Source organism: Streptodolium elevatio (assembly GCF_053592165.1).
The window spans coordinates 176,453-191,298 of the sequence record NZ_JBSFVE010000011.1; the positions used below are offsets into that span (position 1 = coordinate 176,453).

Annotated in this window: 12 protein-coding genes and 1 pseudogene; 6 read left to right on the forward strand and 7 right to left on the reverse strand. The window is 71.8% G+C overall.

Annotated features, from left to right (window positions below; translation table 11 throughout):
• Positions 1 to 327, forward strand: coding sequence for a hypothetical protein (locus ACWD12_RS21335; protein WP_358359938.1), 327 nt, complete (start codon positions 1 to 3; stop codon positions 325 to 327).
• Positions 328 to 503: 176 nt separating this feature from the next.
• On the forward strand, positions 504 to 1,499 hold the full coding sequence (locus tag ACWD12_RS21340) for an aldo/keto reductase (protein WP_450100831.1): 996 nt from the start codon (positions 504 to 506) through the stop codon (positions 1,497 to 1,499).
• A 22-nt stretch (positions 1,500 to 1,521) separates the two neighbouring features.
• Here ACWD12_RS21340 and ACWD12_RS21345 read toward each other — a convergent pair whose 3' ends face one another.
• Complete coding sequence (locus ACWD12_RS21345; protein ID WP_450100933.1) at positions 1,522 to 2,874, reverse strand: glycoside hydrolase family 25 protein; 1,353 nt, start codon at positions 2,872 to 2,874, stop codon at positions 1,522 to 1,524.
• Positions 2,787 to 4,574, reverse strand: a complete 1,788-nt coding sequence (locus ACWD12_RS21350) for a carboxylesterase/lipase family protein (protein WP_450100832.1) — start codon at positions 4,572 to 4,574, stop codon at positions 2,787 to 2,789. The genes ACWD12_RS21345 and ACWD12_RS21350 overlap by 88 nt, the downstream gene beginning before the upstream one ends.
• 148 nt (positions 4,575 to 4,722) lie before the next feature.
• On the opposite strand from ACWD12_RS21350, the gene ACWD12_RS21355 reads away from it, so the two are divergent.
• Positions 4,723 to 5,223: an AMP-binding protein gene (locus ACWD12_RS21355; protein WP_450100833.1), complete on the forward strand. Its 501-nt coding sequence runs from the start codon at positions 4,723 to 4,725 to the stop codon at positions 5,221 to 5,223.
• A 128-nt stretch (positions 5,224 to 5,351) separates the two neighbouring features.
• A complete protein-coding gene (locus tag ACWD12_RS21360; RefSeq protein ID WP_450100834.1) occupies positions 5,352 to 6,182 on the forward strand; it encodes a PaaX family transcriptional regulator in 831 nt (276 codons plus the stop codon).
• Positions 6,183 to 6,259: 77 nt separating this feature from the next.
• Here ACWD12_RS21360 and ACWD12_RS21365 read toward each other — a convergent pair whose 3' ends face one another.
• Both ACWD12_RS21365 and ACWD12_RS21370 read right to left on the reverse strand, forming a co-directional pair.
• Positions 6,260 to 6,700 (reverse strand): carboxylesterase family protein, encoded by a 441-nt coding sequence (locus tag ACWD12_RS21365; RefSeq protein WP_450100835.1) that lies wholly within the window; start codon positions 6,698 to 6,700, stop codon positions 6,260 to 6,262.
• A gap of 173 nt (positions 6,701 to 6,873) precedes the next feature.
• Positions 6,874 to 7,356 carry a hypothetical protein gene (locus tag ACWD12_RS21370; RefSeq protein WP_450100836.1) on the reverse strand — a complete coding sequence of 161 codons (483 nt, stop codon included), beginning with the start codon at positions 7,354 to 7,356 and terminating at the stop codon, positions 6,874 to 6,876.
• A gap of 933 nt (positions 7,357 to 8,289) precedes the next feature.
• On the opposite strand from ACWD12_RS21370, the gene ACWD12_RS21375 reads away from it, so the two are divergent.
• Positions 8,290 to 9,843: an MFS transporter gene (locus ACWD12_RS21375; RefSeq protein ID WP_450100837.1), complete on the forward strand. Its 1,554-nt coding sequence runs from the start codon at positions 8,290 to 8,292 to the stop codon at positions 9,841 to 9,843.
• A 364-nt stretch (positions 9,844 to 10,207) separates the two neighbouring features.
• Positions 10,208 to 12,190: a fatty acyl-AMP ligase gene (locus tag ACWD12_RS21380; RefSeq protein WP_450100838.1), complete on the forward strand. Its 1,983-nt coding sequence runs from the start codon at positions 10,208 to 10,210 to the stop codon at positions 12,188 to 12,190.
• Between the two features lie 56 nt (positions 12,191 to 12,246).
• Here the strand turns inward: ACWD12_RS21380 and ACWD12_RS21385 are convergent, their stop codons facing one another.
• The 3 genes and pseudogenes from ACWD12_RS21385 to ACWD12_RS21395 all read right to left on the reverse strand — a co-directional run.
• Complete coding sequence (locus ACWD12_RS21385; RefSeq protein ID WP_358359900.1) at positions 12,247 to 13,713, reverse strand: flavin-containing monooxygenase; 1,467 nt, start codon at positions 13,711 to 13,713, stop codon at positions 12,247 to 12,249.
• 189 nt (positions 13,714 to 13,902) lie between these two features.
• Positions 13,903 to 14,442: an ROK family protein gene (locus tag ACWD12_RS21390; protein ID WP_450100934.1), complete on the reverse strand. Its 540-nt coding sequence runs from the start codon at positions 14,440 to 14,442 to the stop codon at positions 13,903 to 13,905.
• Positions 14,394 to 14,705: pseudogene (locus ACWD12_RS21395) on the reverse strand (ROK family protein); the annotation flags it as partial. The pseudogene ACWD12_RS21395 and the gene ACWD12_RS21390, both read right to left, overlap by 49 nt.
• Positions 14,706 to 14,846 lie beyond the last annotated feature (141 nt).

Here is a 14,846-nt window from a genome sequence, read left to right on the forward strand (position 1 = left end):
GTGCGCGCCAACCTCGTCCGCGGCCTGGTCGCCGCCGCCCTGACGCTGGGTACGCTCGCCGGCGCCCCCGCCGTGGCCGGCGCCGCGGCACCGGGCCTGCCGGCGGCGTCCGCCGCCGCCCCCGATCTCGCCCGGGGCGTCTGCGACGCCCGCGACAACCTCGGCGAGATCGCCAACAACTTCATCTCGCGATGCCGCAAGGCCGGCATCCGTCAGCGGTTCCCCGGACAGCACTACGGCGACACCCTCGGGTACCTGAAGCAGTGCCGGACGGACAGCTGCAACACCGCATGGAAGCTGCTCCAGGACGGGCGCTGGAAGAAGTAGCCGCGTACGGCACCGGAGCGTGGGCGCGGGCAGGCCGGAGAACCGACGGCCTGCCCGCATCGGCATTCGCAGACTCGGCTGCCGCTGGGCACCGGCCCGCCCCGCAGGCTTCGTTTGCGCCTGCCGCCCGGCGCGTCCCGCTTGCCCGCCCGCCGCGAGCGGCGTTGGCTGGAGCGATGGAATACACGCAACTGGGACGCACCGGCCTCCGCGTCGGGCGCCTCGTGCTGGGCACGATGAACTTCGGTGCGCTCACCGGCGAGGCGGACAGCCACGACCTCATGGACGCCGCCCTCGACGCCGGCGTGAACCTGTTCGACACCGCGAACGCCTACGGCGGCAGCGACAACAAGGGCCTCACCGAGTCGATCGTCGGCTCGTGGTTCGCAAAGGGGGCCGGGCGCCGGGACAAGGTCGTGCTGGCCACGAAGGTGTACGGCAACATGGCCGCCGGCGGCCCGTCCTGGCCCAACCACGACCGGCTCTCCGCCCTCAACATCCGCCGCTCCGTCGAGGACAGCCTGCGCCGGCTCGGCACCGACCGCATCGACATCTACCAGTTCCACCACATCGACCGCGCCACGCCCTTCGAAGAAATCTGGCAGGCGATCGACGTCCTCGTCGCGCAGGGCAAGGTGCTGTACGCCGGGTCCTCGAACTTCCCCGGCTACAAGATCGCGCAGGCCAACGAGTCGGCCGCACGCACCGGCCGACTCGGCCTGGTCAGCGAGCAGTGCCTCTACAACCTCGCGGAACGCCGCGCGGAAATGGAGGTGATCCCGGCCGCGACGGACTACGGCCTCGGCGTGCTCCCGTGGTCCCCGCTGCGCGGCGGCCTGCTGAGCGGCGCGCTGCGCAAGGAGCGCGAAGGCGGCGGATCACGGTCGGTGAGCGGCCGTTCGGCGGAGGGCCTCGCGGACCCCGCGACGCGCGCACGGGTCCAGGCGTACGAGGACCTCACCGCCGAGCACGGCCTCGACCCGGCCGAAGTCGCTCTCGCATGGCTGCTCACCCGCCCGGGCGTCACCGCACCGATCCTCGGGCCGCGCACCCGCGAGCAACTGGACTCGGCGCTACGGGCTGTCGAACTCACGCTTCCGGAAAGCCTGTTGGCCGACCTGGACGCCGTGTTCCCGGGCCCGGGCCCGTCCCCCGAGGCCTTCGCCTGGTGACCGGTGCCGCACAGCGTGGCGGTCAGGCGTTGGACTTGCCCGTCACGTAGCCGTGACAGCGGACGTTGGTGTAGAAGCGCAGCGCGGCGTACCCGTCGGGCAGCACCGCGACCCAGCGGGGACTGTCCACGGTCTGCTCGAAGTTCGGCTTCCACAGCGACCAGCGGCCGTCGTCGTGCTGGAGCTCGATGCGCACGCTGGCGACCGGCTTGTTGTTGTTGTCGCCCTCCGCGACCTTGAAGGCGAAGTAGAGGCTCCCCCACTTCATCGCCCCGCCGTTGGACGGCTCCAGGGGGATGGTGGTGGCGCCGGAGGTGAACTCGTACGGGGCAAACATTTCGGCGTCTTCCTCGGGGGTCGGAGCGGCGGGCGGCGGTTCGTCGGGGTGGATGCCGGTGAGGACGCGGTCGGCCTCCCGAAGCCTGAAGTTGTCGGGCCCCTGGCCGCGGAGCGCGTTGCGTCCGCGGAAGAACGAGTCGACCTGGTCCTTCGCGGACGGCGACATGGTCGGGTCGCCGACGGCGATCGCGTGGATGTGCTCGTCGGGGAAGCCGTCCGCCTTGAGGCGGTTCCACGCCGCGAAGCCCGCCCGGCGCAGGGCCTTGACCTCGTCGTAGCCCAGCGGGACGAGGTCGAGGACGCCGCCGCCGTCGTGGGTGCCCGCGCTCGCGCTGACGCCGGTGCTGAAACTGCCCTGGGTGACGCGGAACTTGCGGCCGAGGATCGCCTCGGCGGCCTGCAGCATGCGGCGCGTGCGGACGTTCATGAGCTTGCCGTACGTGACGCGCTCGCCGTCGCCCGGCTGCCAGGCCGCCGCCGCGAGGTAGCCGTTGACGGGCAGCAGGACCGTGCCGCCGCCCGCGGCGGTGGTGCCGATCGTGCCGCCTCCCGCGTACGCGCGCAGTTCGGCAAGGGTGCCCGGGTACAAGTTGGTGTCGATCGGGTCTTCCGTGTACTGGTGGAACATCCACCGTGCGCGGATCCCGGGCTTGCCCGGTTCGACGTAGTCGGCGATCCAGAGGAAGTCGCCGTGGTTGTCGTCGGTGCGCGTCCACCAGTCGACGTTGGTGTACATCCCGCACCGGTGGCCCGGGAACGCGTCCTTCATCAGGCGCAGGAACTCGTTCTTGCGGGTGGTGGCCGTCGCGGCGGAGACGTCCTGGTTGTACGGCTCGAAGTCGTACACCAGCAGTTCCCCGGCCCGCAGTTCCTTCACGACCTCGCGCCGGAAGTTGTCGAACTCCTGGGCGGGCGGCACGTCGCTGCGGCCGAAGTGGTAGTAGCCGATCACGCAGCCCTGGGCCCGGGCTTCCTTGACCTTCGCCCTCCAGTTGTCCTGGATGTGGCCGCGGCCCTCGGTGACCTTGACGAACACGAACTGCGCGTCGTCCGGAATCGACTGCTGGTAGTCGGAGACGTCATAGCCCTTGATCCCCATGTGTCTTCCCCCCTCCGTCCGGGTGCACGGACGCACCGGGCATTGCGCCTCGGTCGGCGTCCGCCGCTGTCACCGTCGGATGTGCTCCACACGTTGATCGTGGCACAGGCCCGTCCGCATGCGCCGGGGAACGGTGAAGTCGATCTTCCGCGGGACGCCTCAGCGGTCCGCCCACAGGGCGCGTTCGTCGGGGCGGGGGTCGTGGTCGAGCCGCGTTTCGGTGTCGAAGACCCGCACCGGGCGCGTCGCGGTGTCGTACGCGGGCCAGCCCGGATCGCCGTCCCGGGCGAAGGCGACCCACGCGGCGTGCATCGCGCGGCGACGGACTGCGGCGGGTTCGGTCCGGCGAGGCCGGCGCCGTCCAGTCGGCCGAGGGTGTCGAACACGAACCCGATCTCCAGGGCGTGGCACGCGCCGAGTTCGTCGGGGAGCCCCACCGCGCCGGACTGCCAGGCGAATTCGTAGACCCAGGTGGCGGCGTGCCCGGCCCGGGCCTCCGCGACGCGGTACGCCGGGATCCGGAAGAACCCGTCGGTCGCGACGGCGGCGGCCACGTCCCCCGGGCGGGCGTCGGGCCGGTTCGCGGCGTACGCGGCGGCCAGTCCCGGGTCGATGCCCAGCCCGGTGAGGACGCGCGCGGCGGTCGCCTCGGAGAGCACTTTGGTCAGGCCCGCGGGCGCGAGGTAGAGGCGGAACTCGTCGGTGTTCGAGCCGATGAGAAGGTCGACGCCGCGGCCCGCGCCCGCTCTGATCGCCTCGACGGGCGGGCGGGGGACGAGGGCGTCGTCGCGTACCGGCATGAAGGCCATGCCGGAGTGGACCGTCGAGGCGCCCCAGCGCCGCGGATCCGGAGCGGCGGCCACCTCGGCGGCGACCTCGGCCTGGGCGGCGACGAGGTCCTCGGGGGCGACGGCCGCGAGGGCCTCCGCGGTGGGGGCGACCCCGAGCCGGGCGGCGACGGCGGCGGTGACCTTGAGGGCGTCCTCGGGCTCCTGGAGGATCTGCCCCGCCCCGCTCTGCGCGACCGCCCGGTGGAACAGCCCGAGGTCCATGGCGAGCAGCGTGGCCACGCTCATCGCGCCCGCGGACTCGCCGAAGGCGGTGACGCGGGACGGGTCGCCGCCGAACGCCGCGATGTTGTCGCGCACCCAGGTCAGTGCCGCGATCTGGTCGAGCAGGCCGCGGTTGCGCGGCGCGCCGGGGAGTTCGGCGAAGCCCTCGACGCCGAGGCGGTAGTTGAACGTCACGAACACGACGCCGTCGCGCGCGAAAGCCGATCCGTCGTATACGGGCGCGGACCCGGAACCGTTGCGGAACGCGCCGCCGTGGATCCACACCATGACCGGAGCGGCCACCGTTCCCGTGGGTGCCCAGACGTTCAGGTTGAGGCAGTCCTCGCCGTCGACGGCGATCTCCTGGAGCAGGTCGTGCAGGGGTGCCGGGTAGGGGGCCTTGGGGGCGGTGGGGCCGACGGCGTCCGCGTCGCGGACGCCGTCCCAGGGGGCCGGCGGTCGCGGCGGCCGGAAGCGGTTCGCGCCGAACGGCGGTGCCGCGTAGGGGACTCCGAGGAAACGGGTGACGCCGTCCGAGGCGGTCCCACGGAGTTTGCCGTACGCGGTGCCGACGATCACGTCCATCTCACGCTCCAGCGCTGTGCGTCGTACGGGGCCGACCGGGTGATTTTCGCAGGTTGGCACCGAACAAATATCGCGTACCGTTGATTGTCGTCAGGATTGAGGGATAACTTGACGGTGGACCCGCTGACACCAGGACGAGGTGGCATGCATGGAGCTGTCCCCATCCGCACACGCGGACACTTTCTGTCGCGATCGACTACCGCCCACCGAACAGTGGCCCGAACTGCTTTTCGAACTGCCCGAGTTGCACTACCCCGACCGGCTCAACTGCGCGACGTCCCTGCTCGACGACCGCATCGCGGAATTCGGACCGGACCGCCGCTGCCTGGTCACCGCGCACGAGACCTGGACGTACGGCGGCCTCCTGCACCGCGCACGCCAGGTCGCCCAGGTCCTCACCGAGGACCTCGGCCTCGTGACCGGCAACCGCGTCCTGCTGCGCGGACCCAACAACCCCTGGCTGGTCGCCTGTTGGTTCGGCGTACTGCGGGCGGGCGGCGTGGTCGTGACCACCATGCCGCTGCTGCGCGCCCACGAACTGACGACGCTGTGCGGCATCAGCCGGCCCGTCGTCGCCATCTCCGACCGCCGGTTCGCCGCCGAGGTGAGCGGGGCGGTGTCGGCGGGCACGGGCCGAGCCGGTAGCTGAGCATACGTCAGTGAGCACCCGTCGTTCAGCACCCTCCGTCAGGCACCCGGCGCCGAGATCACGGCCCGGAACCACCCTCGGGACCGGCCCTGGGTAGGATCACCGCGGCACAATCCAGGAAGGCGGTCATGGGCGAGAGCGCGACGCGACCCGGTTCCCTCATCAACACCATCTACGGTGCGTTCGTCCGACGTTGCGGCGGCTGGATCTCGATCGCCGACCTGATCACGCTGATGGCCGAACTCGACGTCGACGCGCCGGCCGTCCGGTCCGCGATCTCGCGCCTCAAGAAGCGCGGCACGCTCGTCCAGGAGCGCCGCACGGGCACCGGCTACCGCCTCGGCGACGCCATGGGCCCCGTCTTCGACGAAGGCGACCGCCGCATCTTCGGCAACCTGGAGCCCGCCGCCCTCGCGGACGGCTGGGTGGTGGCGGTCTTCTCCGTCCCGGAGAGCGAGCGGGCCCACCGCCACCAACTGCGCTCGCGGCTGACCTGGCTCGGCTTCGGCAAGGCGTCCCCGGGCGTCTGGGTCGCCCCCGGGCGCCTCCTGGACGACGCGCGCTCCACCCTCACGCGCGTCGGGCTCAGCGACTACGTCCACCTCTTCGCCGGCGACTACGCCGCGTTCTCCGACCTGCACACCGCGGTCAGCGAATGGTGGGACTTCAAGGCCATAGAGGACCAGTACGCCGAGTTCACCGCCACGTACGGCCCCCTCGCCGAAGCCCTGGCCACCGGCCCGCCGGTCGGCCCGGACCCCGCCTTCCGCGTGTACGTCCCCATGCTCACCGAATGGCGCCGACTGCCCTACCTCGACCCGGGCCTGCCCACCGAACTCCTGCCCGACGACTGGAACGCCGTCGATGCCCGCCGGGTCTTCCAGGCCCTGCACAAGCACCTGGCCCCGTCGAGCCTCGACCATGTGCACCTGGTGACGGGCCTGCCGGTCGAGGACTGAGCGGCGCCGGCCCGGAGGCCGCGCGCCGACCGTCGGCGAACCGCCGCACGGTAGTGCGCTCGTGCGCGGCCACCCCCTCAACGCAGTCGGTCCTCGCCGTCCGTCGACTGCTCCTCGAGGGAGAACGGTGCGCTCGATGTGATGGCCGTGTCGAAGCGCAGCACAGCACACGTGTCCTCGTCGTACGGCCGCCAGTGCGGGATCCCCGGATGGTCCGGGTTGCCGGTACGCACGAACGCGATCCAGGCCCGGTGCATCGCGGTGCCGAGTGCCTCGACCTCCTCGGGGTCCGCGCCGGCCGGGAACGGGGCGTGCGACCAGCGTTCGGCGTTGTGGAACGTGAACGGCAGGTCCAGGCAGTGGGTTGCGCCGAACCGGCCCTCCGCGCTCGGGGTCGCCCAGTCGAACTGGTAGAGCCTGAGCGGCACATCGTCCTTCGCACGGGCTTCGGCCAGGGCCAGGCCCGGGGTACGGAAGAACCCGTCGGTAACCCCCGGCCGTCGTGGCGGCGTCGACATGCGGGTCGAACGCGAAGGCGAACGTGGCCTCGTCGCGCGTCCAGCCGAGGAGCCCGTCGACGTCCCGCGCGGCTCCGGCCGCCGCCGCGGCGAGCGGGTCGCGGTCGAGAGTGACGCCGTCGAGCACCGGCCAGAACGGCAGCAGCCACCGGCCGGCAGGGGCGGGGAATCGGTCATGTGGGGCGTCCCTCCTCGGTGGGCGGATGCGGGGCTGTGTCCTTGGCCGTCAGCTGCCGAACGTCCGCGAGCGGACCGGCTGCCACGTGCGACCGCGCGTCGAAGGTCATGATCTGCGGGGCTCCCGCGTCCCCCGCGCGGTCCGCGGCGAACACCGGTCGGCCGGGGCCCGGTTCGCAGGTCCGGGCGAAGGACGCCCACGCGCCGCTCACTGCGTCGGCGAGCGACTGCGGCGGATGCGGTCCGGTGACGCGCTCGAGCCAGTTCCAGTACTGGGCCGGCAGGGGATGGTCGAGGCCGAGTTGGTCGCGGACCTCGGCGTACTGCTGCTCGGTCGCGTGCTGTCCCACGATCGTCCGGGCGGGATCGCCGGGGACCCTGGAGACGAGGGACACGAGGGCGAAGGTGAGTGTGGAGACGGTGAACAGGAGTGGGACCGAGGAGACGAGTCGTCGCAGGACCAGGCGGAGGATTGCCATGCCCACCTTCCTCAACGAGCGGGACTCGCCGCAACGTATAGAGGAAGAACTGCGTCCGTCAATGATTCGCGATAACGAATGGGCGGCTTTTCGGGAATTGAATTCATTGAATTCAAGAGGTCAAGGAATGGATTTCGGGGAGCCGGCGTGTGGAAGCGAGCGCGGTGCGGAATACTCCGGCGGGAGGCGGAACTTCGGGATGCGTCCCGAGGCCGGGGTCTCGGTCGGGATGGGGGCCGGGCTCTTCGTGACCCACATGCCCCGGGAACTGTTGTCGGACTTGCCGCCGGATATCCGGCGCGCCCGCGGGCTTTCGGAGGGCTTTTCTCCGGATGGCTCGGGGAGCTTGCCGCGAGTCGGCCGGTGCGTCGGAAGAATCGTTGCGGCGGCATGGCCGGACGGCGTGCCGGCGACCGGTGGCGGCCCGCGGGTGCCGCTCGCGTGGCCGCGAACGCCGGAGGGCGCGGGTGCCGGCGTCGTGAACAGGCCAAGATCGGAACGCCGTTCCCGATCTTCCGCGCCGGGCGCCACCTGCGCGGAGCGGGGGCCGGATCGACACGTGACGACGCCGAATTTTGGCCGGGGCGGGGTCGTTGCCGACCGTCCTACCCGGCGGTAGCCTTCAGCACACGGCCCGGACGGCCCGGATTCCTTTGCGAGGACTGGCCGTTCGGCACGGGGGTAGCACAGCGTCGGGTGCGTGGAGACGTCCAGGGGCCCGAGGCGCCCGGCAAATGCCCCGGGTCCGTCACGCACGCTCAGAGGGCAGTTCCGGCGCTCTCGATCCCCGGCGCGACCAATCGGCTGGACCGACGGAGGGGGCGCCGAAGTGCCACGGCACAGCACCGAAGCGTTGCGAAGGACACCGCGGGAGCCGCACGCCGCGGCACGGGGCACCGCCGCCCGTCCGGCGGACGTCAAGGAGGTACGCCGGTGACGGCCGAGGCGACGCCGCAGGACACCGGGCACCCGCGCCGCAAGTTGATCCTGCTCGTGATGATGCTCTGCATGTTCATCACGGTGATGGACAACAACATCATGACGGCGGCGCTGGCCGAGGTGCAGAAGGAACTCTCGGCGTCCAACGCCGAGTTGCAGTGGTCGATGGACTCGTACACCCTCGTGTACGCCTCCCTGCTCTTCACCGCCGGCGTCCTGGGCGACCGCTACGGACGCCGCCGGGTGCTGGTCGCGGGCCTGTTGTTCTTCACCGTCGCGTCCGCGATCGGGACGTGGTCGGGAGACCCGACGCAACTGATCGTCTGGCGCGGCGCGATGGGCATCGGCGCGGCCGTCGTCCCCGGCTGCACGCTGGCCGTGGTGACCAACGTGTTCCCGGAGGCCGAGCGGGCCAAGGCCGTCGCGCTGTGGTCGCTGTCCGCGGGCCTGGCCATCGCGTCCGGCCCGGTGGTCGGCGGCGCGCTGCTCGGCGGGTTCTGGTGGGGATCGGTACTGCTGGTCAACGTGCCGCTCGCGCTGGCCGCCGTCGTGCTCATCGTGATGTACGTGCCGGAGACCCGGGACCCGTCGCCGGGCCGCCTGGACCTGGCCGGTGTCGCGCTGTCCATCGCCGGGGTGGGCGCGCTGGTCTACGGCATCATCTCCGGCGGCGAACCGGACGGCTGGCTGCGCCCGGTCGTGCTCGTGCCCATCGCCGCGGGCGTCGTCATCCTGGTGGTGCTGCTCGCCGTGGAGCGCCGCATCGACAACCCCTCGCTGGACCTGTCCCTGTTCCGCAAGCGCTCGTTCGCGGCCGGGTCGACGGTCCTGTTCTCCTCCGCCTTCGCCGTGCTGGGCGGGGGCTTCGTGATGGTCTTCTACCTCCAGGTGTCGCGCGGCTACACGCCCCTGGAGTCGGGTCTGCTCATGCTGCCGGTGGCGATCGGCGCGCTCGTCAGCGGAGCGCGCAGCGACGCCCTGACGGCCAAGTTCGGCCATGCGGCGGTGGTCGCCACCGGCGCGCTGCTCATGGCCGCGGCGCTGGCGTACTACGCGACGGTCGACCGGGACACCCCGCTGTGGGCGTTCGAGATCGCGCAGACGGTGACCGGCATGGGCTTCGGGCTCACGCTCTCCCCGGTCATCGCGGTGGCGCTCTCCGAGGTGCCGCGCGCGCGGGCCGGGGCGGGGTCCGCCATCGCGAACACGATGCGGCAGACCGGCAGCGCACTCGGCATCGCCGTCCTCGGGTCGGTGCTCGGCAGTGTGTACCGCAGCGAACTCGGCTCCGCCGGGGACGGGTTGTCCGACGAGTCGGCGTCGTCGCTCAGCGGCACGCTGCGCGCGGCGCCGGAACTCGCCGGGCCCGCGCACGCCGCGTTCCTGGACGCCCTGTCCGCGGCCATGTGGGTCGGTGCCGGAGTCGCCCTCGTCAGCGCGGTCATCGCCATGGTCTGGATGCCCCGGCGGCCGCAGCCGGCCGTACCCGCGGAGACCACACCCGCGGCGCCCGGCGACCACGCCGACCTGAAGGGAACACATGCCTGAGCACAGCTGACCCCCGCCGCCCCGGCGATGCCGCCCGTGCAGTACAGCGGCGGCGTCCGCCGGGGATCCCGCGGTTCGACCACCGCGGACCGGGTGAAGACGGCCCCGGTCCACGGACTCCGCCGTCTGCTCCCCCGCTACCTCCCCCGGATGCCTCGTCCTTGACGTCCGGTCCCCGATGCCCCGTCCCGATGCCTGTGCTCCGTGCCCGAGTCCTGCCGGAGCAAGTGCGGCGCCGACGCTCCCCGGCCCTGTGCGGGCGCCGCCCGAGGCGGGTGAACGACACGTTTCCGCCCGCGAGTTCGCGGGCCGGACCGCGTCACCGGGCCGGACCACCAGAACCGTGCGGATCCGAGGAGGAACCATGCGTGAGCACCACGTCGTGCCCGTCGACGTCACCGACCCGGGAGGGGCCTGGGACAGCGGCCCGCATCCCGGGTGGCCCGCACACGGCCCCGGCGCCGACGAGTTCGACACCATAGTCCGCGACGTCCGGAACCTGTCCGCGAAAGTGCCGTCGCGCCACGCGGTCACCTGTGTGCCGGACGACCCGGCGCACCCGGACGCGACCCTGACGTACGGCGAACTCGACGCCGGGGCACGCGGCATCGCCGCGTGGCTGGCCGACAACTGCGCACCCGGCGACCGCGCCGTGCTGCTCTACCCGACCGGGACCGCCTTCGCCACGGCCTTCTTCGGCTGCCTGTACGCCGGCGTCGCCGCGGTGCCCGCGCCGCTGCCGCTCAACAGCAGTGGCAGCCAACTCCGCCGTCTCCAGCGGATCCTGGATGCGTCCGGCGCATCGGTCGTCCTCATCGACGCCGAACACCTCCCGCTCGTGGCCGACTTGGCCCAAGGCGGCAAACTGCGCTGCGTCGCGACCGACGCCGCGGCACTCGGCGGCGCGGCCGACTGGCGGCCCCGGCCGGTGCGTCGACAGGACCTCGCCATGCTTCAGTTCACCTCGGGCTCGACCACCGAGCCCAAGGGAGTGATGCTCTCGCACGAGAACCTGGTCTTCACGATCGACCTCATCGAGCGATCGTTCCACCTGCCGCCGCGCATGAACACGGTCAGCTGGCTCCCGCTCTACCACGACATGGGCCTGATCGGCGGGTTGCTGAGCGCGCTTCGCCAAGGAGGGCAGGCGGTCAAGATGACGCCGACCGCATTCCTTCGGGACCCTTCCCGCTGGCTGGAGTTGATCAGCCGATACCACTCCGGCCTCAGCCCCGCCCCCAACTTCGCGTTCGACCTGTGCGTGCGGCGGGTGTCCCCGGAGCGTGCCGCCGGACTCGACCTGCGGAACTGGCTGGTGGCGGCGAACGGCGCCGAACCCGTGCACGCCGGCACGATCGCCGCCTTCCGCGAGCGGTTCGCACCGGCCGGGTTCCGGGCCGAGACCATGTGTCCGTGCTACGGCATGGCCGAGGTGGGGCTGTTCATCACCGGAAGTTCGCCGGGACAGGACCCGGTGGTGACCGACGTACACGCGGAGGCCCTGGAACAGGGGGAGTTCGTGCCGGTGGCCACCGGCAAGACCGGACCGGACGGCGGCCCGCTGGACGAGTCGGCGTACCGTGCGCTGGTCTCCAGCGGCCCCGACCCCTTCGGCTACGACGCGCGCATCGTCGACCCCGGCACCCGCCGCGAGCTGCCGGACGGGCGCGTGGGCGAGGTCTGGCTGCGCGGTCCGGGCGTGGCGATGGGCTACTGGGGGCTGGACGAGGAGACGGCCGCGGTCTTCGGCGGGCAAACCGCCGGCGGCGAGGGCCCGTTCCTGTGCACCGGCGACCTGGCGGTCCGTTCCGCCGGACAGCTCTACATCACCGGGCGACTCAAGGAGCTGATCATCGTCCGGGGCCGCAACATCTACCCGCAGGACCTCGAGGCGCGGTTCGGCACGCTGCACCCGGCGTTCGCGGCCGGCAACACCGTCGCCTTCGGCGTCGAGTGCGCGGACGGCGAGCACGTCGTCATGCTCCACGAACTCGGTCCACGCCCCGAGCGCCCCGCCCCGGCCGAACGACCCGAACTCACGGGATCTCAGGGGGAGTCCGGCGGCGACGACCGCGGCGCCGCGGCGCCCGACCTGTCTCCGGCCGACCTGGCGGGGATCGCGATCGCCGACCTGAGCAAGTACGCGGGAGTCGCGGTCGCGAACATCTGCTTCGTCGAACCGGGCACCATCAAGCACAGCACGAGCGGCAAGAAGCGGCGCACGTACATGCGCGAACTGTTCGTCACCGGTGCACTGCGGCCCCGGCACGAGACACTGGACGGCCCCGTCGAGGCCCGGTACCGGTCCGACGCGTCCCGCGGGCCCCTCACGTCCGCCGACGCCTGAGCACACGCGAAGCCCCGCGCGCCGGGCGCGCGGGGCTTGTCCGTGCCGAGCTGCGGTCAGGACATCGCGGACTCCTTGCCGGCGACCGCGTGGTACTCGTCCGGGACGAACTCCTTGATGCGCCGGTTCAGTCGGACGAACGACCATGGCCAGATCGTGCTGTTGCGGCCGTTGCGGTCGATGTAGTTGCCCGTACAGCCCACCGGGTTGTAGACGGTCGAGCTCAGCGCCTTCTGGACCTCGGCGTTGTACTCGTCCTGCACCCCGGCGCGTACGTCCACGCTGTGCCAGCCCCTGTCCCGCATGGTGTCCAGCGCACTGAGCACATACCGGACCTGGGCCTCGATCGCGGCTATCGCCGAACCGGTGCCGGAGCCCATGTTCGGGCCCAGCAGCATGAACAGGTTCGGATAGCCGTGCACGGACGTGCCGAGGTAGGCCTCGGGGCTTCCCTTCCACAGGTCTTCGAGCGTACGGCCCTTCTCGTCGCTGACCTTCGCGGCGATCTGCGGGTCGCTGTAGTGGAATCCGGTGCCGAAGAGGATCGCGTCCACCGCGCGCGAGGTGCCGTCCGCCCCGATCACGCGGTCGCCTTCGACGCGCACCAACTCGTGCGGGATGACCTCGACATTGTCCGCGGCGACCGCCGGATAGTACGTGTTGGACAGCAGCACGCGCCGACAGCCCATGACGAAATCCGGTGTGAGGATCTCGCGCAGCGCCTCGTCCTTGACCCCGCGGCGGATGTTCCACAGGGCCGCCTTCTGCAGCGCCGGCATCGCCCGCGGGTGGCGGAAAAAGTAGCTCAGCGACTCCAGGATGCCGTACTGCACCGTCCGCATCGCCTTCTGCGACCGGGGGAATTTGCGGTACAGGCCCTTCTCGAGCTTCGACAGCCGGTAGTCCGACTTCGGCAGTATCCACGGCGCGGTGCGCTGGAACAGATAGAGATTGTCCACCTGTTGCTGCACCATCGGCAGAAACTGTACGGACGACGCGCCCGTCCCTATGACCGCGACCCGTTTCCCCTTGAGGTCGTAATCGTGATTCCAGCGCGCGGAGTGGAAGATCTCGCCGGGGAATTGGTCGAGACCCGGCAACTCCGGGACCAGCGGCGCGCTCCACGGCCCGGTCGCGGTGATCAGCACGCGGGCGGAGTAGGTGCCGCCGGTTGACTTGACCTCCCAGGCCTGCCCGTCCCACCGGGCCGACTTCACTTCTTCGTTGAAGCGGATCGAGCGCATTACGTCGAAATCGCGTGCGGTGCGCTGCAAGTAGTCGCGGATCTCCGGTTGTTCGCCGTAGGCCCGTTTCCAGTCGGGATTCGGCGCGAAGGAGAAGCAGTACAGCGAGGACGCGATGTCACAGGCACAGCCTGGATAGTTGTTGTCGCGCCAGGTCCCGCCGACCTCGGAACCCCGGTCCAGAATCAGGAAGTCGTACCCCGCCCGGCGTAGCCGGGCACCGGCCGCGACGCCGCCGGGACCGGCACCGATCACCAGAATGTCCCCCACCGTTGTCATGACGCGAAGGTATTTTTCGCTCAGACCGGCAGTCAATGCGCAGGGTGTGCCTATCCCGTGCCTCTCGTACGCCTCTCCCGTACATCTCCCGAACTGCCCTCGTGCCGCGTCGCAGCAGGCATCACGGACGGTGCCGCAGACGGCATCTCGGACGGCGTCCCAGCCACGAGGCCGCCCGCCCGCGGGAGTTCAGGACCGGCTCGGTCCGCCGGACCGGGCGAGGCTCGTGTGCCGTGCCTGGAGGAGCGCGCCGCGCAACGGGGCGTCGTCGCCCAGCTCGGCGGCGAGGACCGCGACGGTGGCCGGGTGCAGGCGCCCGACGTACAGCGTGAGATGCGCCCGGACGGCTTCCGGCAGAAGGGTTCCGGCGCGGGCGAGAGTGCCGCCGACGACCACGCAGTCCAGGTCCAGCGGCGTGGCCACCGCGCCCACCAGCGAGCCGATCGCGATGCCCGCCTTGGTGACGGCCGCCTGGCACGGCGGATCGCCGGCCAGCGCCCGCGCCACGATCTCCGCCAGGTCCCGCGGCGCGCCGGGTCGACCCGCGCGCCCTGCGGACCCGGCTCCCCGGCCTCCGCACCGGCAGCCGGCGTCCCGAACCCCGCGCGCGGCGACAGCCCGGTGACCCCGGTGACGCCGGCGATCCCGGAGCCGCCGGTGAGCCCAGTGACCTCGGTGAGGAGCGCCGCCTCGCCCGCCACCGTCTCCAGGCACCCGCGCCGGCCGCACCAGCAGGGCCGCCCGCCCGGCTCGACCACGCAGTGCCCGAACTCGCCCGCGACACCCCCGCCGCCCCGGTAGATCTCCCCACCCAGCACCAGGCCGCCGGCGGTGTAGGCCTCGCCCAGCACGAACATGAAGTCGCGGTACGGCCGCGCCGCCCCCGCGTGCATCTCCGCCAGCGCCGCGAGGTTGCAGTCGTTCTCCACCGCGACCTCGGTCCCCAGCGCGGCACCGAGGTCGCGGGCCAAGGGCACGCTGCCCCAGCCCATGTGCTGGTGGTAGCCCTCGCCCAACAGGCCCTGCGCGCCCGGCTCACCCGTACCAGGCCAGGTACGGCGATGACGGCGCCGGACAGGTCTGCCCGGGTCCGGCCGTCCGCCGCGCACCGGTCGACCAGGCGCGCGACCGTG